This window comes from Rhodococcus sp. NPDC054953, from assembly GCF_053609225.1.
In genome coordinates, this window is sequence record NZ_JBSGXD010000022.1 from 1 (window position 1) to 15,646 (window position 15,646).

Consider the following 15,646-nt stretch of genomic DNA (forward strand, 5'->3'; position numbering starts at 1 on the left):
GCGTGGTGCTTGTCGTGGTGCAGCTCCATGATCTTGCCGGAGATGTGCGGCTCGAGGGCGGCGTAGTCGTAGGGCAGTTCAGGCAGCGTGTAGACGGACATGGGTGTTCCTCTCGATGGCCCCGGCCGGGTCGCCGGCGGGTGGGTGGCGAATCAGATGTCGAGCGTGTGGAATCGGCGATCGAGGTAGATCAACGGTCGTGCGGGGTCGGTGACCGCGATGCTCAAGACCCGGGCGAGCACGAGCGACGACGTGCCTGCGGGCACGATCCGCTCGATGCTGCAGCGCAGGGCGGCCCGCGCGTCGGGCAGGTAGGGCTCACCGGTGTCGAGCACGGCCCACCGCTGTTCGTCGGAGAAGCGGGCGGTGCCCGGTCGCGCGAAGGTGTCGGCGATCTCCCGGTGGGTGTCCGCGAGCAGATGCACGACGACGGTCGGGGAGTCGAGAACCGCTGTGGCACTACGGGAGGCGTGCATGACCGAGAAGGCGACCGTCGGTGGGTCGATGCTCACCGACGTGACGCTCGACGCGGTCAACCCGACCGGTCCCGCAGGGGACGCCGCGGAGATCAGCGACACCCCCGCGGGGTGGTGACGGAACGCCGTCGCGAAGGCCTCCGCCGTCGCCGCGGAGAAGCCGCGGGTGTCGGTCCGGTCGGCGTCGCGGTGCCCGGTCGGCACTGCCGTGCGGTGCGGTGCGGTCATGGGTTCCTCCGTCGTGTCGATCACGAGGCCGACGCTAAAAGCTTAAGTGGACTTGAGGTCAAGGAGATGTGGTGGGACACACACGTCCGTCCGGGATCGTGGCCAAGATTGTTGGCAATTGTTCCCGGATCCGCCGCATGACTTCCGGCGGTCTCCAACTCGGCCGAAGTGGACCGGCGCCACTGACTGCCCGCAGCAGTGCAGGGTTCGGGTGTGCCCGGGGACGGGCTCACCCTGGCCAGAATCCCATCTCCATCGACCACGTCACCGGGTTGACGGCCATTCGTTCTACTGCCACATCAGCTCCATTTCATCGAGAGTTCGTGTGTGCCCGATCCTGGGGTCACCTTGGCGTGCAGCTCGATTCGCATCCCGCGTGCGCGGTGCGCCAGCGGGGTTCGCTTGACCGCGGACATGCCCGCTCGCGAGGTGGAGGTAATCCACTGCACTCTTGTGATCGGTGGCCGCTCGCCTGGACGGTGTGTTGAGGCCGGTCATAAATCGTTGGCGGGTACTGCTGCCTGGTGTTAGGGTCGAGCTTCCGAGTTTGAGTGGTGCGAGAGATGGGAGGTGAGTTGATGATCGCGGTGAAGACCGCTGCCCTGTGCAGCGCCCGGACCATCCTCACGTCCCGGGCTCCGGTCTGATCGATTCCCACCGCCGGTAGCGGCGCGAACCGCACGTCGGCTCGTGGCCGCGGTGGCTTCGGTGTCCGAACGGGGCCCCTTTCCCAAGGGTCTGACTATGCATTCATCTCAACCCCTCTCGTCCACGTTCGATCTGTCCTCGCTCGGTTGGGACGACTCGTTCGCAGCGCTGTTTGTCGAGCATGCGGCCGTCGGTCTCCTTCCGGCCCGCGTCGTGCGGGTCGACCGCGGCTGCTGTGACACGTTTACCGCATCGGGTCCCGTCCGCGCGGATAGCGGGGCGGTCACCTCCCTCGACCCGGCCCATACTGTCTGCACAGGTGACTGGGCGGCGCTGCGCCCGGGTTCGGAACCGGAACTGGTGGCACTGCTGCCACGGCGCAGCGCAATCACCAGGGCCTCCTCGGATCGCACCTCCCACCAGCAAGTGTTGGCGGCGAACGTCGACTCTGTCATCATCGCGGTATCGCTTGCGGCACCGCTGAACGCGGGCCGGGTGGAGCGGCTGCTCGCGCTGGCCTGGGACAGCGGCGCGAAGCCGGTCGTGGTGCTCACCAAAGCCGACGTCGTCGACGACCCAGGTGAGGCTCTGGCCGCCATCACCGACCTGGCTCCCGGTGTGGACATTGTCACCACCAGTTCCACGACAGGTGCAGGTCTGGACGTTCTGTCGGAGGTGGCGACCGGGACCGCGGTCCTGCTCGGCCCGTCAGGGGCAGGAAAATCCACCCTAGCCAACGCTCTCATCGGCCGAGAATATATGGGCACCAAAGCAATTCGGTCCAGCGACGGCAAGGGACGGCACACCACCGTGCACCGCGAGTTGCTGCCGCTACCCGGCGGCGGAGTGCTCATCGACACCCCGGGTTTGCGAGGTATCGGCTTGCAGGATGCCGCCGACGGAATCGAGCGGGTGTTCTCCGAGATCGAGAGCTACGCCCGGGACTGCGCCTTCGGTGACTGCGAACATCGCAGCGAACCCGGCTGCGCCGTACAGGAAGCCATCGTCGTCGGCATGCTGGATGTGGGCCGACTCGATCGGTACCGCAAGCTGCTGCGTGAAAGTGAGCGGGCGGCGGCCCGGGGGAGCGCCCGTCAGTCGAGCAAGGGCAGCAAGACCCAGAAGCAGATCACGCGGGACCTCCGCGCGACCTATCGATTCCGCGACCGCCAGCGCTGACGCCGCGGAAAGTGCACGCATCCGGGGGCCTCCCGGCGGCGTGTCCGTCGGCTTGCCGCAGGCACCTCCGCCAGCCAGCCTGCCGACGCCCGCACCGTGCAACTCGCCATCGCAAAAGGAGAAGAACCGCTTTGAGCACTCACACCAACTGGATCACTCGCGCCGAAACCGATGCCGACATTCCAGCAATCCGCGAGATCAACCTCGGCGCATTCGAAACCGCTGAGGAGGCCGACCTCGTCGATGCCCTGCGCGTCGATCCGGCGTGGATAGCCGACCTGTCCATCCTTAGCGCAGGCCCGGACGGCAAGCCCGTCGGGTACGCACTACTGACTCGCTGTCACGTCGACGACACCCCGGCACTGTGCCTTGGGCCGTGCGCGGTCCGGCCCGAGTACCAGAAGACCGGGGCGGGTTCCGCCGCGATCCGCGCCGCTCTCGAGGCCGCCGCGCAGGCGGGCGAGCGCTTCGTGATCGTTCTCGGGCATCCTGCCTACTACCCGCGGTTCGGCTTCACCCGCGCCTCGGAGCACCGCATACGGCTGAGTATCGATGTCCCCGACGAGGCATTGATGGCACTGAGCCTCGACTCCGAACGGCTGCCCAGCGGCACCGTCCGCTACGCAGCACCCTTCGGCATCTAACGAGCCGAATTCTGCACCCTGGGGTCGCCCGCAGTCACGCAGGCGAGCCCAGGGCCCGTCGATATTCCCTGCCTCCGCGGGGTTCCCGCGTGGCACAAGCCAGATCCGACCCCGTAGCGCTTTCGCTCTGCACCACAACCTGCGCCGGCAAGTTCGCGCTCGTCGGTGCCGTGCCGCTGAGCAACATGACTGGTCGATCGAGAGCCGACGCAACCTCAGCCTTGAGGCCACAGGTTCTGATCACTTCTCCACCGAAGGCCGTTCCACCGTAAGCGATTTGCGGATAGACGAGTGCCAGGTACGCAAGGATGTCGTCGCTGACGCGCGCTTCGGGAATCCGCCGCTGGGACTGGAACGCGATGTGCCAGCTCAGTGAGCGCGTTTGGTCAGCGCCCGGTGGTGGCGTCGATGAGTTCGCGGAGAATGTCGGCGTGGCCGGCGTGGCGGCTGGTCTCCTCGATCATGTGGGTCAGCGCCCAGCGGACACTGGGTGCGGGCCTGCTCGACTGCGGCCGAGGGACGGGTGCGCCGAGGTCGGTGCACCCGTCGAGAACTCTGTTCGAGGCCGCAACCGCTTCCTGGTAGCGGGCGATGACGTCGGCCACACTGTCTGTTGGTGAGGCCCGGAAGGTGGCCTGCCAATCGGTGACGTTGTCCCCGAGGAACATTGAGCGCTCGACGAACGTCAGGTGATTGAGCAGTCCGAGCAGGTTCGTGCCCGACGGCACTGCCGCTGTTCGAATCTGTGGTTCTGGGGCACCGTCGACCTTCGCGGCGACCGCCGATCTGAGGTAGTCGAGGAATCCTCGCAGGGTCTCGGATTCACTGTTCCCGGTGCGGGGCGGCGGGGTGTCACGGCGGCGCATGCGATGGGAGGTGGGCACGTGGTCTCCTTCGTCAGGTCTGGTCAGATGGCGCGGCGGATGAGCAGGACGTGGTCGGTCACCTCGGCGGTGCGCCCATCGGGTGCGGTGGCGATCCGTCGGCGTGCTTCGGCACGCTCGATCGTCCACCCAGCCGGTTCCAGATCGATCCCCGCGGCAACCTCCTGTGGGCTCGGGAATCGGTGGTCGGGATCCTGGCCCCATGACCACGGCGCGGTGGAGCCGTGGTCGACGACCAGCAGTCGCCCACTCGGACGCAGTGCGTGCGCGGCCGTGCGCAGGATGGAGCTCCTGTCCAGATCGAAGGGGGTGTGCAGGTAGTGGGCGCAGACCAGGTCGAATCGACCCTGTGGGAAGGATTCGTGCAGGTCGTAGCGCCCGGCGAGGACGCGGTCACCCAGACCGTGCGCGACGGCCGCATCTGCCAATCGGGCGACTGCCACGGCCGATATATCGACGGCGGTGACCCGCCATTTCTGCCGGGCGAGCCACAGCGCGTCGCCGCCGTCACCACATCCGAGATCCAACGCGAGGCCGGGGGACAGACCCTCGACCGTTTCGGAGAGGACTTGATTCGGTTGCGGATCAAGGGCTTTCGGACGGTGTCCATAGACCCCGTCCCAGAAGGTGACCGCATCGGTGGTACTCATCAAGGCTCCGTTTCGTTCGGTGCGCACAGTCTCGCCGCGCTCCCCACGACCTGGCACCAAAACTTGCGGTTCTGGCACGATGGTCTCGTGGATCGCGAAACGGAAGATGTGCTCGACGTGGTGGGCCCGCGGCTGCGTGCACTGCGCCGCGAGCGGGGCCACACCCTCGCTGACCTCGCGGTGAGGACCGGGGTGTCGGAGAGCACGCTGTCGCGCCTCGAGAGCGGACAGCGAAGGGTGACACTGGAGTTGCTGCTGCCACTCGCCCGTACCTACGACGTCCCGCTGGACGATCTCGTCGGTGCGCCACGCACCGGCGACCCGCGGATCCATCTGAAGCCGATCCGACGGTCCGGGATGACCTTCGTGCCGCTGTCGCGGCGGCCGGGTGGGGTGCAGGCATTCAAGATGATCATCCCCGCTCAGCCGACGCTGCTCGAACCGACGCCGCAAACCCACGACGGCTTCGAATGGCTGTACGTGCTCAACGGTCACCTTCGCCTCGTGCTGGGCGAGCGTGACCTGACGCTACCGCCCGGTGAGGCCGCCGAGTTCGACACGTCCTTGCCCCACTGGCTCGGCAGCGCAGACGGCGGTGTGGTCGAGCTGCTTATCCTGTTCGGTTCACACGGAATGCGTGCGCACGTGCGTGCCGACGCTGAATACTCGTCTCATCGCAAGGGACGGCGTTGAGCCAGGGCGCAGAAACCTCGACGGACCGGACCGCTACGGTCGCCGTCTCGAGGCTCCGCCGACCGCGAGGCGTGATCCGCGTGGGAAGTACCTTCCCGACGGGCGCCTCCGCAGGCCCTGTCGCAACCAGGTCACTCTCCGCGACCGCGCTTGACGGATTGACGCAGTGACTCGCTGTCCTCCTCGAGGCAGCGGAGATGTTCCAACGCGAAGGCGAGCAGCAGTCGACGCAACCGCTTGTGGGCACTGCTACAGTGGCGGCCATGCAGCGCGCATATTTCTGGTTTAGCAGGCCGGCCCCGGGTGGGTCGGTCGGCGTAACCACGCGCTGACCTCTCCACCCCGAGCCGGAATCGACCGGCTCGCGGATGCGTCACACGTCCTGGGTCGGCCGCAAGTCCGTCACCGACGAACAGGACACGCAATGACCCTCACGATCGACACCACCCGCGATCTCGACGACCAGCGGACCATCTCGATCTCCCCGCTGGCCGCGCCGAGTGTGATCCGCGGTGAGCACCCCGCCGATGACGCGGTCGCGGCCACGGTCCGGGCAGGTCGCGGCGCTACCGTCGACATCCTCACCGGCCGCGACGACCGGCTGATGGTCGTGGTCGGGCCGTGCTCCGTGCACGACACCGAGGCCGCCCTCGACTACGCCCGCAGGCTCGCGGCCAAGGCCGACGAGCATCGCGACACCCTGCACGTCGTGATGCGGGTGTACTTCGAGAAGCCGCGCACCACCCTCGGGTGGAAGGGATTGATCAACGACCCGCACCTGGACGGCACCTTCGACATCAACACAGGGCTGCGGATGGGCCGCAAGTTGCTCGTCGACATCACCGAGATCGGCCTCCCCGTCGGGTGCGAGTTCCTCGACCCGATCACCCCGCAGTACATCGCGGACCTGGTCAGCTACGGCTCGATCGGTGCCCGCACCGCCGCCAGCCAGGTGCACCGGCAGCTGTGCAGTGCGCTCTCGATGCCGGTCGGCATCAAGAACTCCACCGAGGGTGACGTGCAGGTCGCCGTCGACGGCACCCGCGCCGCCGGCGCCAGCCACGTGTTCCCGGGCACCGACCTGGGCGGTCAGTCCGCGCTGATCCGCACGGTCGGCAACCCGGACTGCCATGTCATCCTGCGGGGCAGCAGCGCCGGACCGAACTATGACCGCGAGTCGGTCGCGGACACCCTTGCGCGGCTTGCCAAGGCGGGTCTGCCCGAGCGAGTCGTCGTCGACGCCAGTCATGGCAACAGCCAGAAGAACCACGAGCGTCAGGTCGATGTCGTTACCGACATCGCCAACCGGATCGCCGGCGGCGAGAAGGGTGTCGTCGGGATCATGCTGGAGAGCTTCCTCGAGGCGGGTAGGCAGGACCTGACCCTCGGCCGCGCGGACGAGCTCGCCTACGGGCAGTCCATCACCGATGCCTGCCTCGACTGGGGCACCACGGCCGCGCAGCTGGACCGGCTCGCCGCGGCCGTGGTCAGCGCACGCCGCGCGTCCGGAACTGCACGCTGATTCGCGGACCGGTGGGGCGCGTCGTCTTCGGGACGGCGTGCTCCCAGGTGCGTTGACAGGATCCGCCCATCACGAGCAGGTCGCCGTGGCCGAGGGAGAACCTGGGAGCCTCGCCACCACCACTGCGGGGTCGCAGTGCCAGTGGACGCGCCGCACCGAGGGACAGGATCGCGACCATCGTGTCCTCGGTGGCGCCGCGCCCGATGGTGTCACCGTGCCAGGCGACGCTGTCGTGACCGTCCCGGTACCAGCACAGTCCGGCGGTGGTGAATGCTTCGCGCAGCTCCGGGCGGTAGTGCTCGCTGAGGAGGTCCCGCGCCCGAGCCAGCAACGGGTGGGGGAGTGCGACCTCCCTGTCGTAGAACGCGACCAGGCGCGGGACGCTGATCACGCGGTTGTACATTCGGCGTTGCTCCGCGCGCCACGCCGCCGAGGTCGTGAGGTGGGTGAACAGGCTGTCCGACCCGCTGAGCCAGCCGGGGAGCACGTCCACCCAGGCGCCGCCCGCGAGTTCGCGGCGGCGCACACCGGTCAGTGACGCGAACCGTGGACCGGCGGTGGGATCGTCGAACAGCGACGCCTGCAGGGCCTGTTCCATGCGACCGATGCTACCCCGATGCTCGAACAGATGTTCCCATTCTTGGGGCAGGCTCGGTGTCGTCGAAACGCGTGCGGGCCGATTCGATCGCGGGCAGGTGCTCGTCGGCCCATGCGAGCAGGACATCGACCGGGTGGCGCAGGGTCTTTCCGAGCGGCGTCATTCGGTACTCGACCGCCACCGGGCGGGACCCGATCACCGTGCGCTCGATGATGCCGTTGCGTTCGAGTCGCCGCAGGGTTGCCGTCAGTGACTTCTGGGTCACCGCCGGGATCGCGCGTCGCAGTTCGTTGAACCGGTGGGGGCTCTCGCACAGCTCGTTGCACACCGCCAACGACCACTTGTCGAGGACCTGGTCGAGCAGTTCGCGGTGCGGCGCGGTGACTCGCAGTTCGTCCGCGGGCGGTGGGGTGGTTTCGTGCATGCAACCTAGTCTCGTTGAAGTGCCCTTCGGGAACCAAGTATCACTGAGATACCAACCGGAGAATTCGAGGAGACAGCCATGACCGTTCGGTACCTCAGCCCCGAGGGCATGACCCGGCCCGCCCCCTATCACCACGTCGCGGTCGGCGTCGGCAGTCGCCACGTCCACGTCGCGGGACAGATCGCGCGACGTGCCGACGGCACGCCGGTGTCGCCGGGCAGCCTGGATGGGCAGGTCGCGCAGGCCTTGCGCAACACGGCCACCGGTCTGGCCGGCGCGGGAGCATCTTTCGCTGACGTTCTGCGACTGACCTTCTACGTCACCGGATGGGCGCCCGAGAGGATCGGTGACTTCATGGCCGGCGTGGAGCAGGTTGCCGCCGAAATCGGACTGCCGTCGCCGATGCCGCCTGCCTCGCTCATCGGCGTCGACTACCTCTTCGAGCCCGACGTTCTCGTCGAGGTGGAGGCGACAGCCGTCCTCGACTGAACCTCGGTCCTGTAACGGCCCGGGTTTCGCGAACGGTCCGGGTGAATCACGGCCGACCGGGGAGGAACGACACACGGACCCCGCCCCGGAGGGGCGCCGGGTGTCGTGGGCTCACACGGGACCGGCCTGCTCCCGTAGATGCACGATCGCCGCCGCCGTCGCCGCGACGGTCCGGTCGGCATCTCCGGTGAGTCGGAGCAGGGCCTGGTGTGCCGTGGTGCCGGGAGTCTCGGCCAACGCCTGCGTGATTCGGAGTCGGGTGGGTCCGTCGGCGGAGGAGTCGACGTCGCCCTGCAGGGCCCCGACGATCTCGTCGCCGACCCCCGCGACCTCCGCGAGCCGGCCCAGCACCTCCGCGGCCTCGACGTCACGACCACCGGCGACGACCATCCCGAGGAGGACGGGAATCGCGTCGACGCCACCGCGGGCGCCGAGTTCGAGGGCGGCGCGGCCGCGGACGGCACCGTCCGCGTCGCCGATCGCCCGCCGCAGTAGGGCGGTGGCCTCCGCGGCGGGTACCGACGCGATCGCCTCGACGGCGCGGCGCCGCACCTCGGCGGCGTCGGCGTCCAGACCGACTGCCAGCTCCGCCAACCCTCGACCGTCCGCCCGCGCCAACGACCACCTCAGCGCCCCCGCGACGTTGGCGTCCTCCTCGGTGAGCGCCGCCTCGGCCAGGGCCCGGGCGGGCACCGGCGCCTCGTGCGATAGCACCGCCTGCTGGCGGCGTCCCCCGGACTCCGATTCCAGCGCACGCAGCAGTGCGACCAGATGCAGGACATCACCCCACTGTGCAGGCGCGGCGGCGTCCACGCGTTCGAGCCTGGTGAGCAGTTCCTGCTCGGCAGCGATCCGCTGCCGGGTGTGCCGGATCAGCTCACCGACCAGGTCAGCGGGGGCGAATCCGGGCTCGTCGAGGGCCCGCCGTGTGTTGGTGAGGGATAGGCCGAGCGTCCGCAGGCTCTCGACGTGGAAGAGCCGGCGGATGTCGTCGGCGGAGTACTCGCGGTAGCCGCCCGCGGTGCGGCCGGTCGGCGTCACCAGCCCCAGCGCGTCGTAGTGCCGCAGCACGCGTGCGCTGAGGCCAGTGAGCCGCGAGACCTCTCCGATCAACATCGCGCCGCCCTATGCCTCGCGGCCGACCGCGACGCGTTTCGCCGCCGCGACCGAGACGGTGAAGCCGCTGTCCGGGTCGCGATGCAGCCGATCGGTGGCCTCCGCGTGCGCCCGGACCAGCGGATTGGTGCTCGTGGCCGCCTCACCCAGGACCGGGAGGATGGCGTCCCCGAGCGCCACCAGCGCGCGGCTCAGGCTCAGCTGCACGTCCCGGTCGCCGCGCCCCAGCGCCCGCGCCAGCGCGCCGGCGAGCCCGGCCTCGTCGCCGGGCGGGACGAGCGCGACCGCCGCCCGCCACGCGGCCCGCGCCACCTCGTCGTCATCGTCGTGCAGCAGACCCGACACCGCGGGCCAGGCCCGACGGTCCCCGACCTTGGACAGCGTGTGCAGCGCCTGGCTCCTGGCCTGCCCGAGGTCGGAGCCGAGTTCGCGGATCAGCAGGGGCACCGTGACGTCGGCGGGCAACCGGCACAACGCCCAGGTCAGCATGTCGCGGACGAAGAAGTCCGGTTCGACGGCACACCGCGCGATCAGGGCATCTGCCGTGCCGGGGTCGGGCTGGGTCCCGGCGGCGAGCGCGGCCCGCAGCCGCCGCGACGGGTGCGGGTCGGCGAGTACGCCGATCCCGGTGACGGCCTGCCCACCCCCGTCGGTGCTGGTCGTGTCGGTGCTGGTCGTGTCGGTGGTGTTCGGGTTGGTCGGGTTCACGTGCAACCACCTCCTTCGTCCGCCACTCCAGTCTCTGACACTGTGTCAGGGTCAAGGGCGCTGTGTCGCGGATCACCGAGAGTGTCGGTGTGGCGTCGTACCGTCCTCGCATGAGCTACGAAATTCAGGTGACGGTGGATTCGAGGCGGCCGCACGATCAGGCGAAGTGGTGGGCGCAGACCCTCGGCTGGCGGGTGGAGCCCAGCGACGAGGACTTCATCCGCGGGCTCGTGGCGGCCGGGCAGGCCCGTGAGGAGGACACCGAGGTCTACGACGGGGTGCTGGTGTGGCGGGTGGGGGCCGGGATCTCCGACCCCGCGCACCCGGACCGGCCGCGGGTGCTGTTCCAGTTGGTTCCCGAGGGCAAGACGGTCAAGAACCGGATGCACTTCGACGTCCGCGCCGGGGACGACCGGGAGGCCGTCGCGCAGGCGCTCGTCGCACGCGGGGCGGCGATCGCGCACCGTGGGGAGCAGGGGCCGTTCCGGTGGATCACGATGACCGACCCGGAGGGCAACGAATTCTGCCTCACCTAGCGAAATGCGCCCGGGGTGCTGCCGGTCCACCGCTTGAACGCGCGGCGGAACGCACTTGGCTCGGAGAACCCGAGCCGAGTCGAGATGTCGTCGACGGAGTCGCCGCGGGCGAGCCCGGAGATGGCGGCGTCCCGCAGCACCTCCTCGCGCAGCTGGTTCAGTGACGTCCCCTCGTGCCGGAGCAGCCGCCGCAGGTGGGCGGCGCTGATGGAGAGCATCTCGGCGATGTCCTCCGCCGTCGCCGCCCGCCCGGCCGCGCCGCGTTCGAGCGCCTTCCGGACCTGAGTTGCCGCGCTGCTGTCGTAATCGCGTTCGGAGAACAACAGATTCGGTGATTCGCGCAGGTACTCCTCGAGGGTTTCCTCGGTCTGGATGATCGGTGCCCGCAGCACCGCGTTGTCCAACTCGATCGCCGCATGGTCGGCACCGAAACTGACCCGCACCCCGAAGATCGCGTCGTAGCTGCGGGCCAGGGTCCGGTCCGGCTCCGGATACGGCAGCCGGACCGCCACCAGCTTCACGCGCCTGCCGACCAGCCATGCCGCGAACCGGTGCAGCAACATCAGAACGAAGTCGGTGAGCAGTTGATCGGCGGCGTCGGCGATCTCCGGCCGCAGCGCCGCGTCCCGTTGCGGGATCTCCACGTGCAGCACCGTGGTCGTCGGCGTGGCCTCCAGCCGCAGCGGCGATAGTCCCGGCAGCACCCGGATCACGTCGGCGAGCCGGTCCAGCGCGGCACCGAGGTCGGGACGGTGGATCAGGGTCAGGCACACCACACGGAACGTGCCGCGCGGCACCGGGGCGGTGCCGAGCCCGAACAATTCGTCGTCGGTCAGCCGCCACGCGGCCTGCGTGAACCGGGTCAGCTGCGCGGGCGTGATCCGGCCAGCGCCCTCACCGAGCACCGCAGGGGGGATGCCCGCCGCGGTCAGCGGCGCGCCCATGTCGAAACCGGCGCCAGCGGCGAGGGTGGCGGCGCGGCGGACGAAGTCCGCGGGGACGGTCCGCCCGCTCATCGGCCGGTCACCACCGTCCCGCCAGCTGGTGGAGACGGGCGATCGCCTCGGTCAGCACGTCGTCCCGCTTGCAGAAGGCGAAGCGCACCAGTCGGTTCCACGGCTCCCTGTGATCGGTGAACACGCTGACCGGCACCGCGGCCACCCCGACCCGCTCCGGAAGTGCGCGACAGAACTGCACGCCGTCGTCGATCCCCAACGGGGAAATGTCCGCGCACACGAAGTAGGTTCCCGCGCTGGCACGGACACCAAACCCGGCCTCGGCGAGTGCGGCCGACAACCGGTCACGCTTGTGCTGCAACACCGCTCGCTGCTCGGTCACCCAGGGCATTTCGAACCGAAGCGCGTGCGCGACCGCGGGCTGGAACGGGCCGCCGGCGACAAACGACATGAACTGCTTTGCTGTGCGCACCGCGTCGACGAGTTCCGCTGGGCCGCAGACCCATCCGGTCTTCCAACCGGTGACCGCGAACGTCTTCGCGGCACTCGACACCGTCACCGTCCGCTCCGCCATCCCCGGCAGCATCCCGATCGGGCTGTGGGCTGCGCCGTCGAACACCAGATGCTCGTACACCTCGTCGCTGAGCACCAGCACCTCGTGCCGGACCGCGAGCTCGGCGATCGCGGCCAGCTCGGCGTCGGACAGGACGGTGCCCGTCGGGTTGTGCGGGGTGTTCACCACGATCATCCGGGTCCGCGGCCCGACCGCCGCCCGCAACGCGTCCAGATCCAGCGCGAACCCGTCCCCGTCGGCAACCAGAGGCACCGTCCGCCGCACCCCGCCGGCGAGCGCGACGGCCGCGGCGTAGGAGTCGTAGTACGGCTCGATCAGCACCACCTCCTGACCCGGTTCCACCAGCCCGAGCAGCGTCGCGCTGATCGCCTCGGTCGCACCGACCGTGACCAGCACCTCGGTGTCCGGGTCGAAGACCTGCCCGTACCGGGCGGCGCGGTCCGCGGCGATCGCCTCCCGCAGCACCGGCATCCCCGGCCCCGGCGGGTACTGGTTCAGTCCGTCCGCGATCGCGGTGCGGGCGACCTCCAGCATCGCCGCAGGCCCGTCGGTGTCGGGGAAGCCCTGCCCCAGGTTGATCGCGCCGGTCCGCACCGCAAGAGCCGTCATCTCCGCGAAGATCGTCGAGGCGAACGGTTGCAGGCGGGTCACCGTCTGACTGTGGCGTGCGGCGGGCATTGCCCCAGCCTAGCGACGCGCACCCGAAACACTCGCCCCCGGTTGGGCTCGGCCGTACGGTGGTCGAATGACCCCGGCAATCGAAATTTCGAAGCTGGTCAAGACGTTCGGCCGGACCGCGGCGCTCGACGGGCTAGACCTGACCGTCGAGGCGGGGGAGGTGCACGGCTTCCTCGGGCCAAACGGGGCGGGCAAGTCGACAACGATCCGGGTGCTGCTCGGTCTGCTCCGCGCCGACAGCGGCACCGCCCGACTGCTCGGCGGCGACCCGTGGCGCGACGTCGCGGACCTGCACCGTCGGCTCGCCTATGTGCCCGGCGATGTGAACCTGTGGCCCAACCTGTCCGGCGGCGAGGTCATCGACCTGCTCGGGCGGCTGCGCGGCGGCCTCAACGAGGCCCGGCGGGCCGACCTGGTGGACCGATTCGACCTGGATCCGACGAAGAAGGGCCGCACCTACTCGAAGGGCAACCGGCAGAAGGTTGCGCTGGTCGCCGCGCTCGCCTCCGACGCGGAACTGCTGATGCTCGACGAACCGACGTCCGGGCTGGATCCGTTGATGGAGGCCGTCTTCCAGGAATGCATCGAGGAGGTCACCCGGCAGGGCCGCACCGTGCTGCTGTCGAGTCACATCCTCGCCCAGGTGGAGGCGCTCTGCGGTCGGCTCACCATCATCCGGTTGGGTCGGACGGTCGAGACCGGCTCCCTCGCCGAGCTGCGGCACCTGACCCGCACCTCGATCGCGTGCCAGACGGCCACCCCCGCCACCGGACTTGAGGCGCTCACCGGGGTGCACGACCTCGTCGTCGACGGCACCAGGGCGCGTTTCCAGGTGGACACCGCCGAGCTCGACGCCGCGGTCCGGCACCTGTCCGGGTTCGGCATCCGCACCCTCACCAGCCAGCCGCCGACACTGGAGGAACTGTTTCTGCGCCACTACGGGGACGAACTCGCCGCGGCGGGGGTCGACGAATCGTGAGCGCACTGGCCGGGACCGGCACCCTCACCCGGTTCGTGCTGCGCAGGGAACGCGTCGCGCTGGTCGGGTGGCTGCTCGGCGGCGTCCTCGTGTACTACTCACAGGCCGTCGGCGTGGACATCGCCTACCCGACCCAGGCCGACCTGGACGCCGTCGCCGCCAGCATGGAGAACAATGCCGCGATGATCGCGATGGCGGGCCCGCCGCGCGTACTGGACACCATCGGCGGCCAGGTCGCGTTCCAGGCCAGTGCCTTCGGGATGATCGTCGCCGCGTTGATGGCCATGTTCCTGATCGGCAGGCACACCCGCGCAGACGAGGAGAACGGCCGCGACGAGCTGATTCGCTCGGGCGTGGTCGGCCGGTACGCGCCGGTCGCGGCGGCGGTGATCGTGACCGCCGCGGCGTGTGTCCTGTACGGCGTCGTCGTCGCGGCAAGCCTGATCTCCTACGGGTTGCCGGTTGCCGGGTCGGCGGCGCTCGGGGTCGGTGCCACCTGCGCGGGACTGGTGTTCGCCGCGGTCGCGCTGCTGGCGGCGCAGGTCACCGGCAGTACTCGGACGGTATACGGGGCGACCGGTGCCGCGATTGCCGTCGCCTACGTGCTGCGTGCGGTCGGTGATGTCGGGGGAGGCACCCTGTCCTGGCTCTCACCCCTGGGGTGGGGTCAGGCGATGCGCCCCTACGACGGCGAGATCTGGTGGCCCGCAGCACTGTCGGTGGCGGTCGCCGCGCTCGTCGCCGGGCTCGCCCTCGCCGTGCTCGACCGCCGCGACATCGGCGCCGGGGTGCTGCCGCCGCGGCCGGGCCCCGCCCGCGGCGGCGCGAGCACCGCTGGCGCGGCCGGGCTGGCCTGGCGGCTCCAACGCGGCTCGCTGATCGGCTGGTCGATCGGGATGCTCGCCGCCGGGCTGGCATTCGGCACCATCGGCAACGACGTTGGCGACCTGCTCGGTGACGTGGACCTCGGGGAACTGCTCGGGCAGGCCACCGCGAGCCTGGTGGACGCGTTCTACGCGATGGCCGCGTCGATGCTCGCGATGATCGCGTCCGCATTCACCATCTCCTCGGCGCTGCGGCTGCGCTCCGAGGAGACCGCGGGCCACGCCGAACCGCTGCTGGCGACCACGCTGACCCGGGTCCGCTGGCTGGGGTCGCACGCCGGCGTGATGCTCGTCGGGTCGGCGCTGGTCGTCGCGCTCGGCGGGCTCGGCACCGGCCTGATGTACGGGGCGATCACCGGGGACCTCGCCGAGGTGCCGCGGCTGCTCGGCGCCGCGCTGGTGTACCTGCCCGCCGTGTGGGTGCTCGGCGGTCTCGCCCTGCTGCTGTTCGGCGCGGCCCCGCGGGCCACGGTCGTGGCGTGGCTCGCGTTGGCGTTCTGTTTCGTGGTGCTGATGTTCGGCTCCACCCTCAAGTTCCCGGAGTGGCTGATGGCACTGTCCCCGTTTCATCACCTGCCGCTGGTGCCCGCGGTCCCGGTCGACTGGGTGCCGGTGCTGGTCGTGACCCTGGTTGCGGCCCTGCTCTGCGCGGCGGGGGCGGTCGCGTTCCGCCGCCGCGACGTGGCCGCCTGACCGGCCCGCACCGCCGCCGGAACCTGCGTGTCACATTCCCCGCCCCCGTCTCGTCCAAGTCGACGAGAGGATGTTCGCCCACCGACA

Annotated in this window: 17 protein-coding genes and 2 pseudogenes; 8 read left to right on the forward strand and 11 right to left on the reverse strand. The window is 69.8% G+C overall.

What is annotated here, in order from left to right:
• Positions 1–101 (reverse strand): annotated as a pseudogene (locus tag ACWF62_RS15210) (superoxide dismutase); the annotation flags it as partial.
• Positions 102–152: 51 nt separating this feature from the next.
• Positions 153–728: a flavin reductase family protein gene (locus tag ACWF62_RS15215; protein WP_452630547.1), complete on the reverse strand. Its 576-nt coding sequence runs from the start codon at positions 726–728 to the stop codon at positions 153–155.
• A gap of 720 nt (positions 729–1,448) precedes the next feature.
• Between ACWF62_RS15215 and rsgA the strand changes: the two genes are divergently transcribed.
• Together rsgA and ACWF62_RS15225 are read left to right on the forward strand one after the other, a co-directional pair.
• Positions 1,449–2,531 (forward strand): ribosome small subunit-dependent GTPase A, encoded by a 1,083-nt coding sequence (gene rsgA, locus ACWF62_RS15220; protein ID WP_452630548.1) that lies wholly within the window; start codon positions 1,449–1,451, stop codon positions 2,529–2,531.
• Positions 2,532–2,662: 131 nt separating this feature from the next.
• Positions 2,663–3,175 carry a GNAT family N-acetyltransferase gene (locus ACWF62_RS15225; RefSeq protein WP_378570168.1) on the forward strand — a complete coding sequence of 171 codons (513 nt, stop codon included), beginning with the start codon at positions 2,663–2,665 and terminating at the stop codon, positions 3,173–3,175.
• A 386-nt stretch (positions 3,176–3,561) separates the two neighbouring features.
• On the opposite strand, the gene ACWF62_RS15230 is transcribed toward ACWF62_RS15225, so the two are convergent.
• Complete coding sequence (locus ACWF62_RS15230) at positions 3,562–4,059, reverse strand: DinB family protein (RefSeq protein ID WP_378570169.1); 498 nt, start codon at positions 4,057–4,059, stop codon at positions 3,562–3,564.
• Between the two features lie 23 nt (positions 4,060–4,082).
• Positions 4,083–4,787: a class I SAM-dependent methyltransferase gene (locus ACWF62_RS15235; RefSeq protein ID WP_452630549.1), complete on the reverse strand. Its 705-nt coding sequence runs from the start codon at positions 4,785–4,787 to the stop codon at positions 4,083–4,085.
• A 9-nt stretch (positions 4,788–4,796) separates the two neighbouring features.
• Here ACWF62_RS15235 and ACWF62_RS15240 point away from each other — a divergent pair, with 9 nt between their 5' ends.
• Positions 4,797–5,402: a helix-turn-helix domain-containing protein gene (locus ACWF62_RS15240; RefSeq protein ID WP_452630550.1), complete on the forward strand. Its 606-nt coding sequence runs from the start codon at positions 4,797–4,799 to the stop codon at positions 5,400–5,402.
• 13 nt (positions 5,403–5,415) lie between these two features.
• Here the strand turns inward: ACWF62_RS15240 and ACWF62_RS15245 are convergent.
• A pseudogene (locus ACWF62_RS15245) lies at positions 5,416–5,541 on the reverse strand (MarR family transcriptional regulator); the annotation flags it as partial.
• Positions 5,542–5,826: 285 nt separating this feature from the next.
• Between ACWF62_RS15245 and ACWF62_RS15250 the strand changes: the two are divergent.
• Positions 5,827–6,924, forward strand: coding sequence for a 3-deoxy-7-phosphoheptulonate synthase (locus tag ACWF62_RS15250; protein ID WP_452630551.1), 1,098 nt, complete (start codon positions 5,827–5,829; stop codon positions 6,922–6,924).
• Here the strand turns inward: ACWF62_RS15250 and ACWF62_RS15255 are convergent.
• Positions 6,890–7,522: an alpha-ketoglutarate-dependent dioxygenase AlkB gene (locus ACWF62_RS15255; protein WP_378570173.1), complete on the reverse strand. Its 633-nt coding sequence runs from the start codon at positions 7,520–7,522 to the stop codon at positions 6,890–6,892. The two genes, ACWF62_RS15250 and ACWF62_RS15255, sit on opposite strands and share 35 nt — an antisense overlap.
• 10 nt (positions 7,523–7,532) lie before the next feature.
• Positions 7,533–7,946 (reverse strand): winged helix-turn-helix transcriptional regulator, encoded by a 414-nt coding sequence (locus tag ACWF62_RS15260; protein WP_378570174.1) that lies wholly within the window; start codon positions 7,944–7,946, stop codon positions 7,533–7,535.
• Positions 7,947–8,024: 78 nt separating this feature from the next.
• Here ACWF62_RS15260 and ACWF62_RS15265 point away from each other — a divergent pair, with 78 nt between their 5' ends.
• Positions 8,025–8,435 (forward strand): RidA family protein, encoded by a 411-nt coding sequence (locus ACWF62_RS15265; RefSeq protein WP_378570175.1) that lies wholly within the window; start codon positions 8,025–8,027, stop codon positions 8,433–8,435.
• Positions 8,436–8,546: 111 nt separating this feature from the next.
• On the opposite strand, the gene ACWF62_RS15270 is transcribed toward ACWF62_RS15265, so the two are convergent.
• Both ACWF62_RS15270 and ACWF62_RS15275 read right to left on the reverse strand, forming a co-directional pair.
• Positions 8,547–9,551, reverse strand: a complete 1,005-nt coding sequence (locus tag ACWF62_RS15270; RefSeq protein ID WP_452630552.1) for a MerR family transcriptional regulator — start codon at positions 9,549–9,551, stop codon at positions 8,547–8,549.
• Between the two features lie 9 nt (positions 9,552–9,560).
• Positions 9,561–10,175 (reverse strand): HEAT repeat domain-containing protein, encoded by a 615-nt coding sequence (locus ACWF62_RS15275; protein ID WP_378570198.1) that lies wholly within the window; start codon positions 10,173–10,175, stop codon positions 9,561–9,563.
• A 194-nt stretch (positions 10,176–10,369) separates the two neighbouring features.
• On the opposite strand from ACWF62_RS15275, the gene ACWF62_RS15280 reads away from it, so the two are divergent.
• Positions 10,370–10,795 carry a VOC family protein gene (locus tag ACWF62_RS15280; RefSeq protein ID WP_378570177.1) on the forward strand — a complete coding sequence of 142 codons (426 nt, stop codon included), beginning with the start codon at positions 10,370–10,372 and terminating at the stop codon, positions 10,793–10,795.
• Here ACWF62_RS15280 and ACWF62_RS15285 read toward each other — a convergent pair.
• Together ACWF62_RS15285 and ACWF62_RS15290 are read right to left on the reverse strand one after the other, a co-directional pair.
• The gene (locus ACWF62_RS15285; RefSeq protein ID WP_378509035.1) at positions 10,792–11,811 is read right to left on the reverse strand and encodes an AraC family transcriptional regulator; all 1,020 of its coding nucleotides are present in this window, start codon (positions 11,809–11,811) and stop codon (positions 10,792–10,794) included. The genes ACWF62_RS15280 and ACWF62_RS15285 overlap by 4 nt on opposite strands.
• Before the next feature lie 7 nt (positions 11,812–11,818).
• Positions 11,819–13,003, reverse strand: a complete 1,185-nt coding sequence (locus ACWF62_RS15290) for a pyridoxal phosphate-dependent aminotransferase (protein WP_378570178.1) — start codon at positions 13,001–13,003, stop codon at positions 11,819–11,821.
• A 67-nt stretch (positions 13,004–13,070) separates the two neighbouring features.
• Between ACWF62_RS15290 and ACWF62_RS15295 the strand changes: the two genes are divergently transcribed.
• Both ACWF62_RS15295 and ACWF62_RS15300 read left to right on the forward strand, forming a co-directional pair.
• Positions 13,071–13,982, forward strand: coding sequence for an ABC transporter ATP-binding protein (locus tag ACWF62_RS15295; RefSeq protein WP_378509033.1), 912 nt, complete (start codon positions 13,071–13,073; stop codon positions 13,980–13,982).
• Positions 13,979–15,559, forward strand: a complete 1,581-nt coding sequence (locus ACWF62_RS15300; RefSeq protein WP_378570179.1) for an ABC transporter permease — start codon at positions 13,979–13,981, stop codon at positions 15,557–15,559. Before ACWF62_RS15295 ends, ACWF62_RS15300 begins: the two co-directional genes overlap by 4 nt.
• Positions 15,560–15,646 lie beyond the last annotated feature (87 nt).

Bases quoted from the DNA above. Each gene is read 5' to 3' on its own strand.
- rsgA (WP_452630548.1), top strand. From the start codon at position 1,449: ATGCATTCATCTCAACCCCTCTCGTCCACGTTCGATCTGTCCTCGCTC.
- ACWF62_RS15250 (WP_452630551.1), top strand. From the start codon at position 5,827: ATGACCCTCACGATCGACACCACCCGCGATCTCGACGACCAGCGGACC.
- ACWF62_RS15255 (WP_378570173.1), bottom strand. From the start codon at position 7,522: ATGGAACAGGCCCTGCAGGCGTCGCTGTTCGACGATCCCACCGCCGGT.
- ACWF62_RS15260 (WP_378570174.1), bottom strand. From the start codon at position 7,946: ATGCACGAAACCACCCCACCGCCCGCGGACGAACTGCGAGTCACCGCG.
- ACWF62_RS15265 (WP_378570175.1), top strand. From the start codon at position 8,025: ATGACCGTTCGGTACCTCAGCCCCGAGGGCATGACCCGGCCCGCCCCC.
- ACWF62_RS15270 (WP_452630552.1), bottom strand. From the start codon at position 9,551: ATGTTGATCGGAGAGGTCTCGCGGCTCACTGGCCTCAGCGCACGCGTG.
- ACWF62_RS15280 (WP_378570177.1), top strand. From the start codon at position 10,370: ATGAGCTACGAAATTCAGGTGACGGTGGATTCGAGGCGGCCGCACGAT.
- ACWF62_RS15285 (WP_378509035.1), bottom strand. From the start codon at position 11,811: ATGAGCGGGCGGACCGTCCCCGCGGACTTCGTCCGCCGCGCCGCCACC.
- ACWF62_RS15290 (WP_378570178.1), bottom strand. From the start codon at position 13,003: ATGCCCGCCGCACGCCACAGTCAGACGGTGACCCGCCTGCAACCGTTC.
- ACWF62_RS15295 (WP_378509033.1), top strand. From the start codon at position 13,071: ATGACCCCGGCAATCGAAATTTCGAAGCTGGTCAAGACGTTCGGCCGG.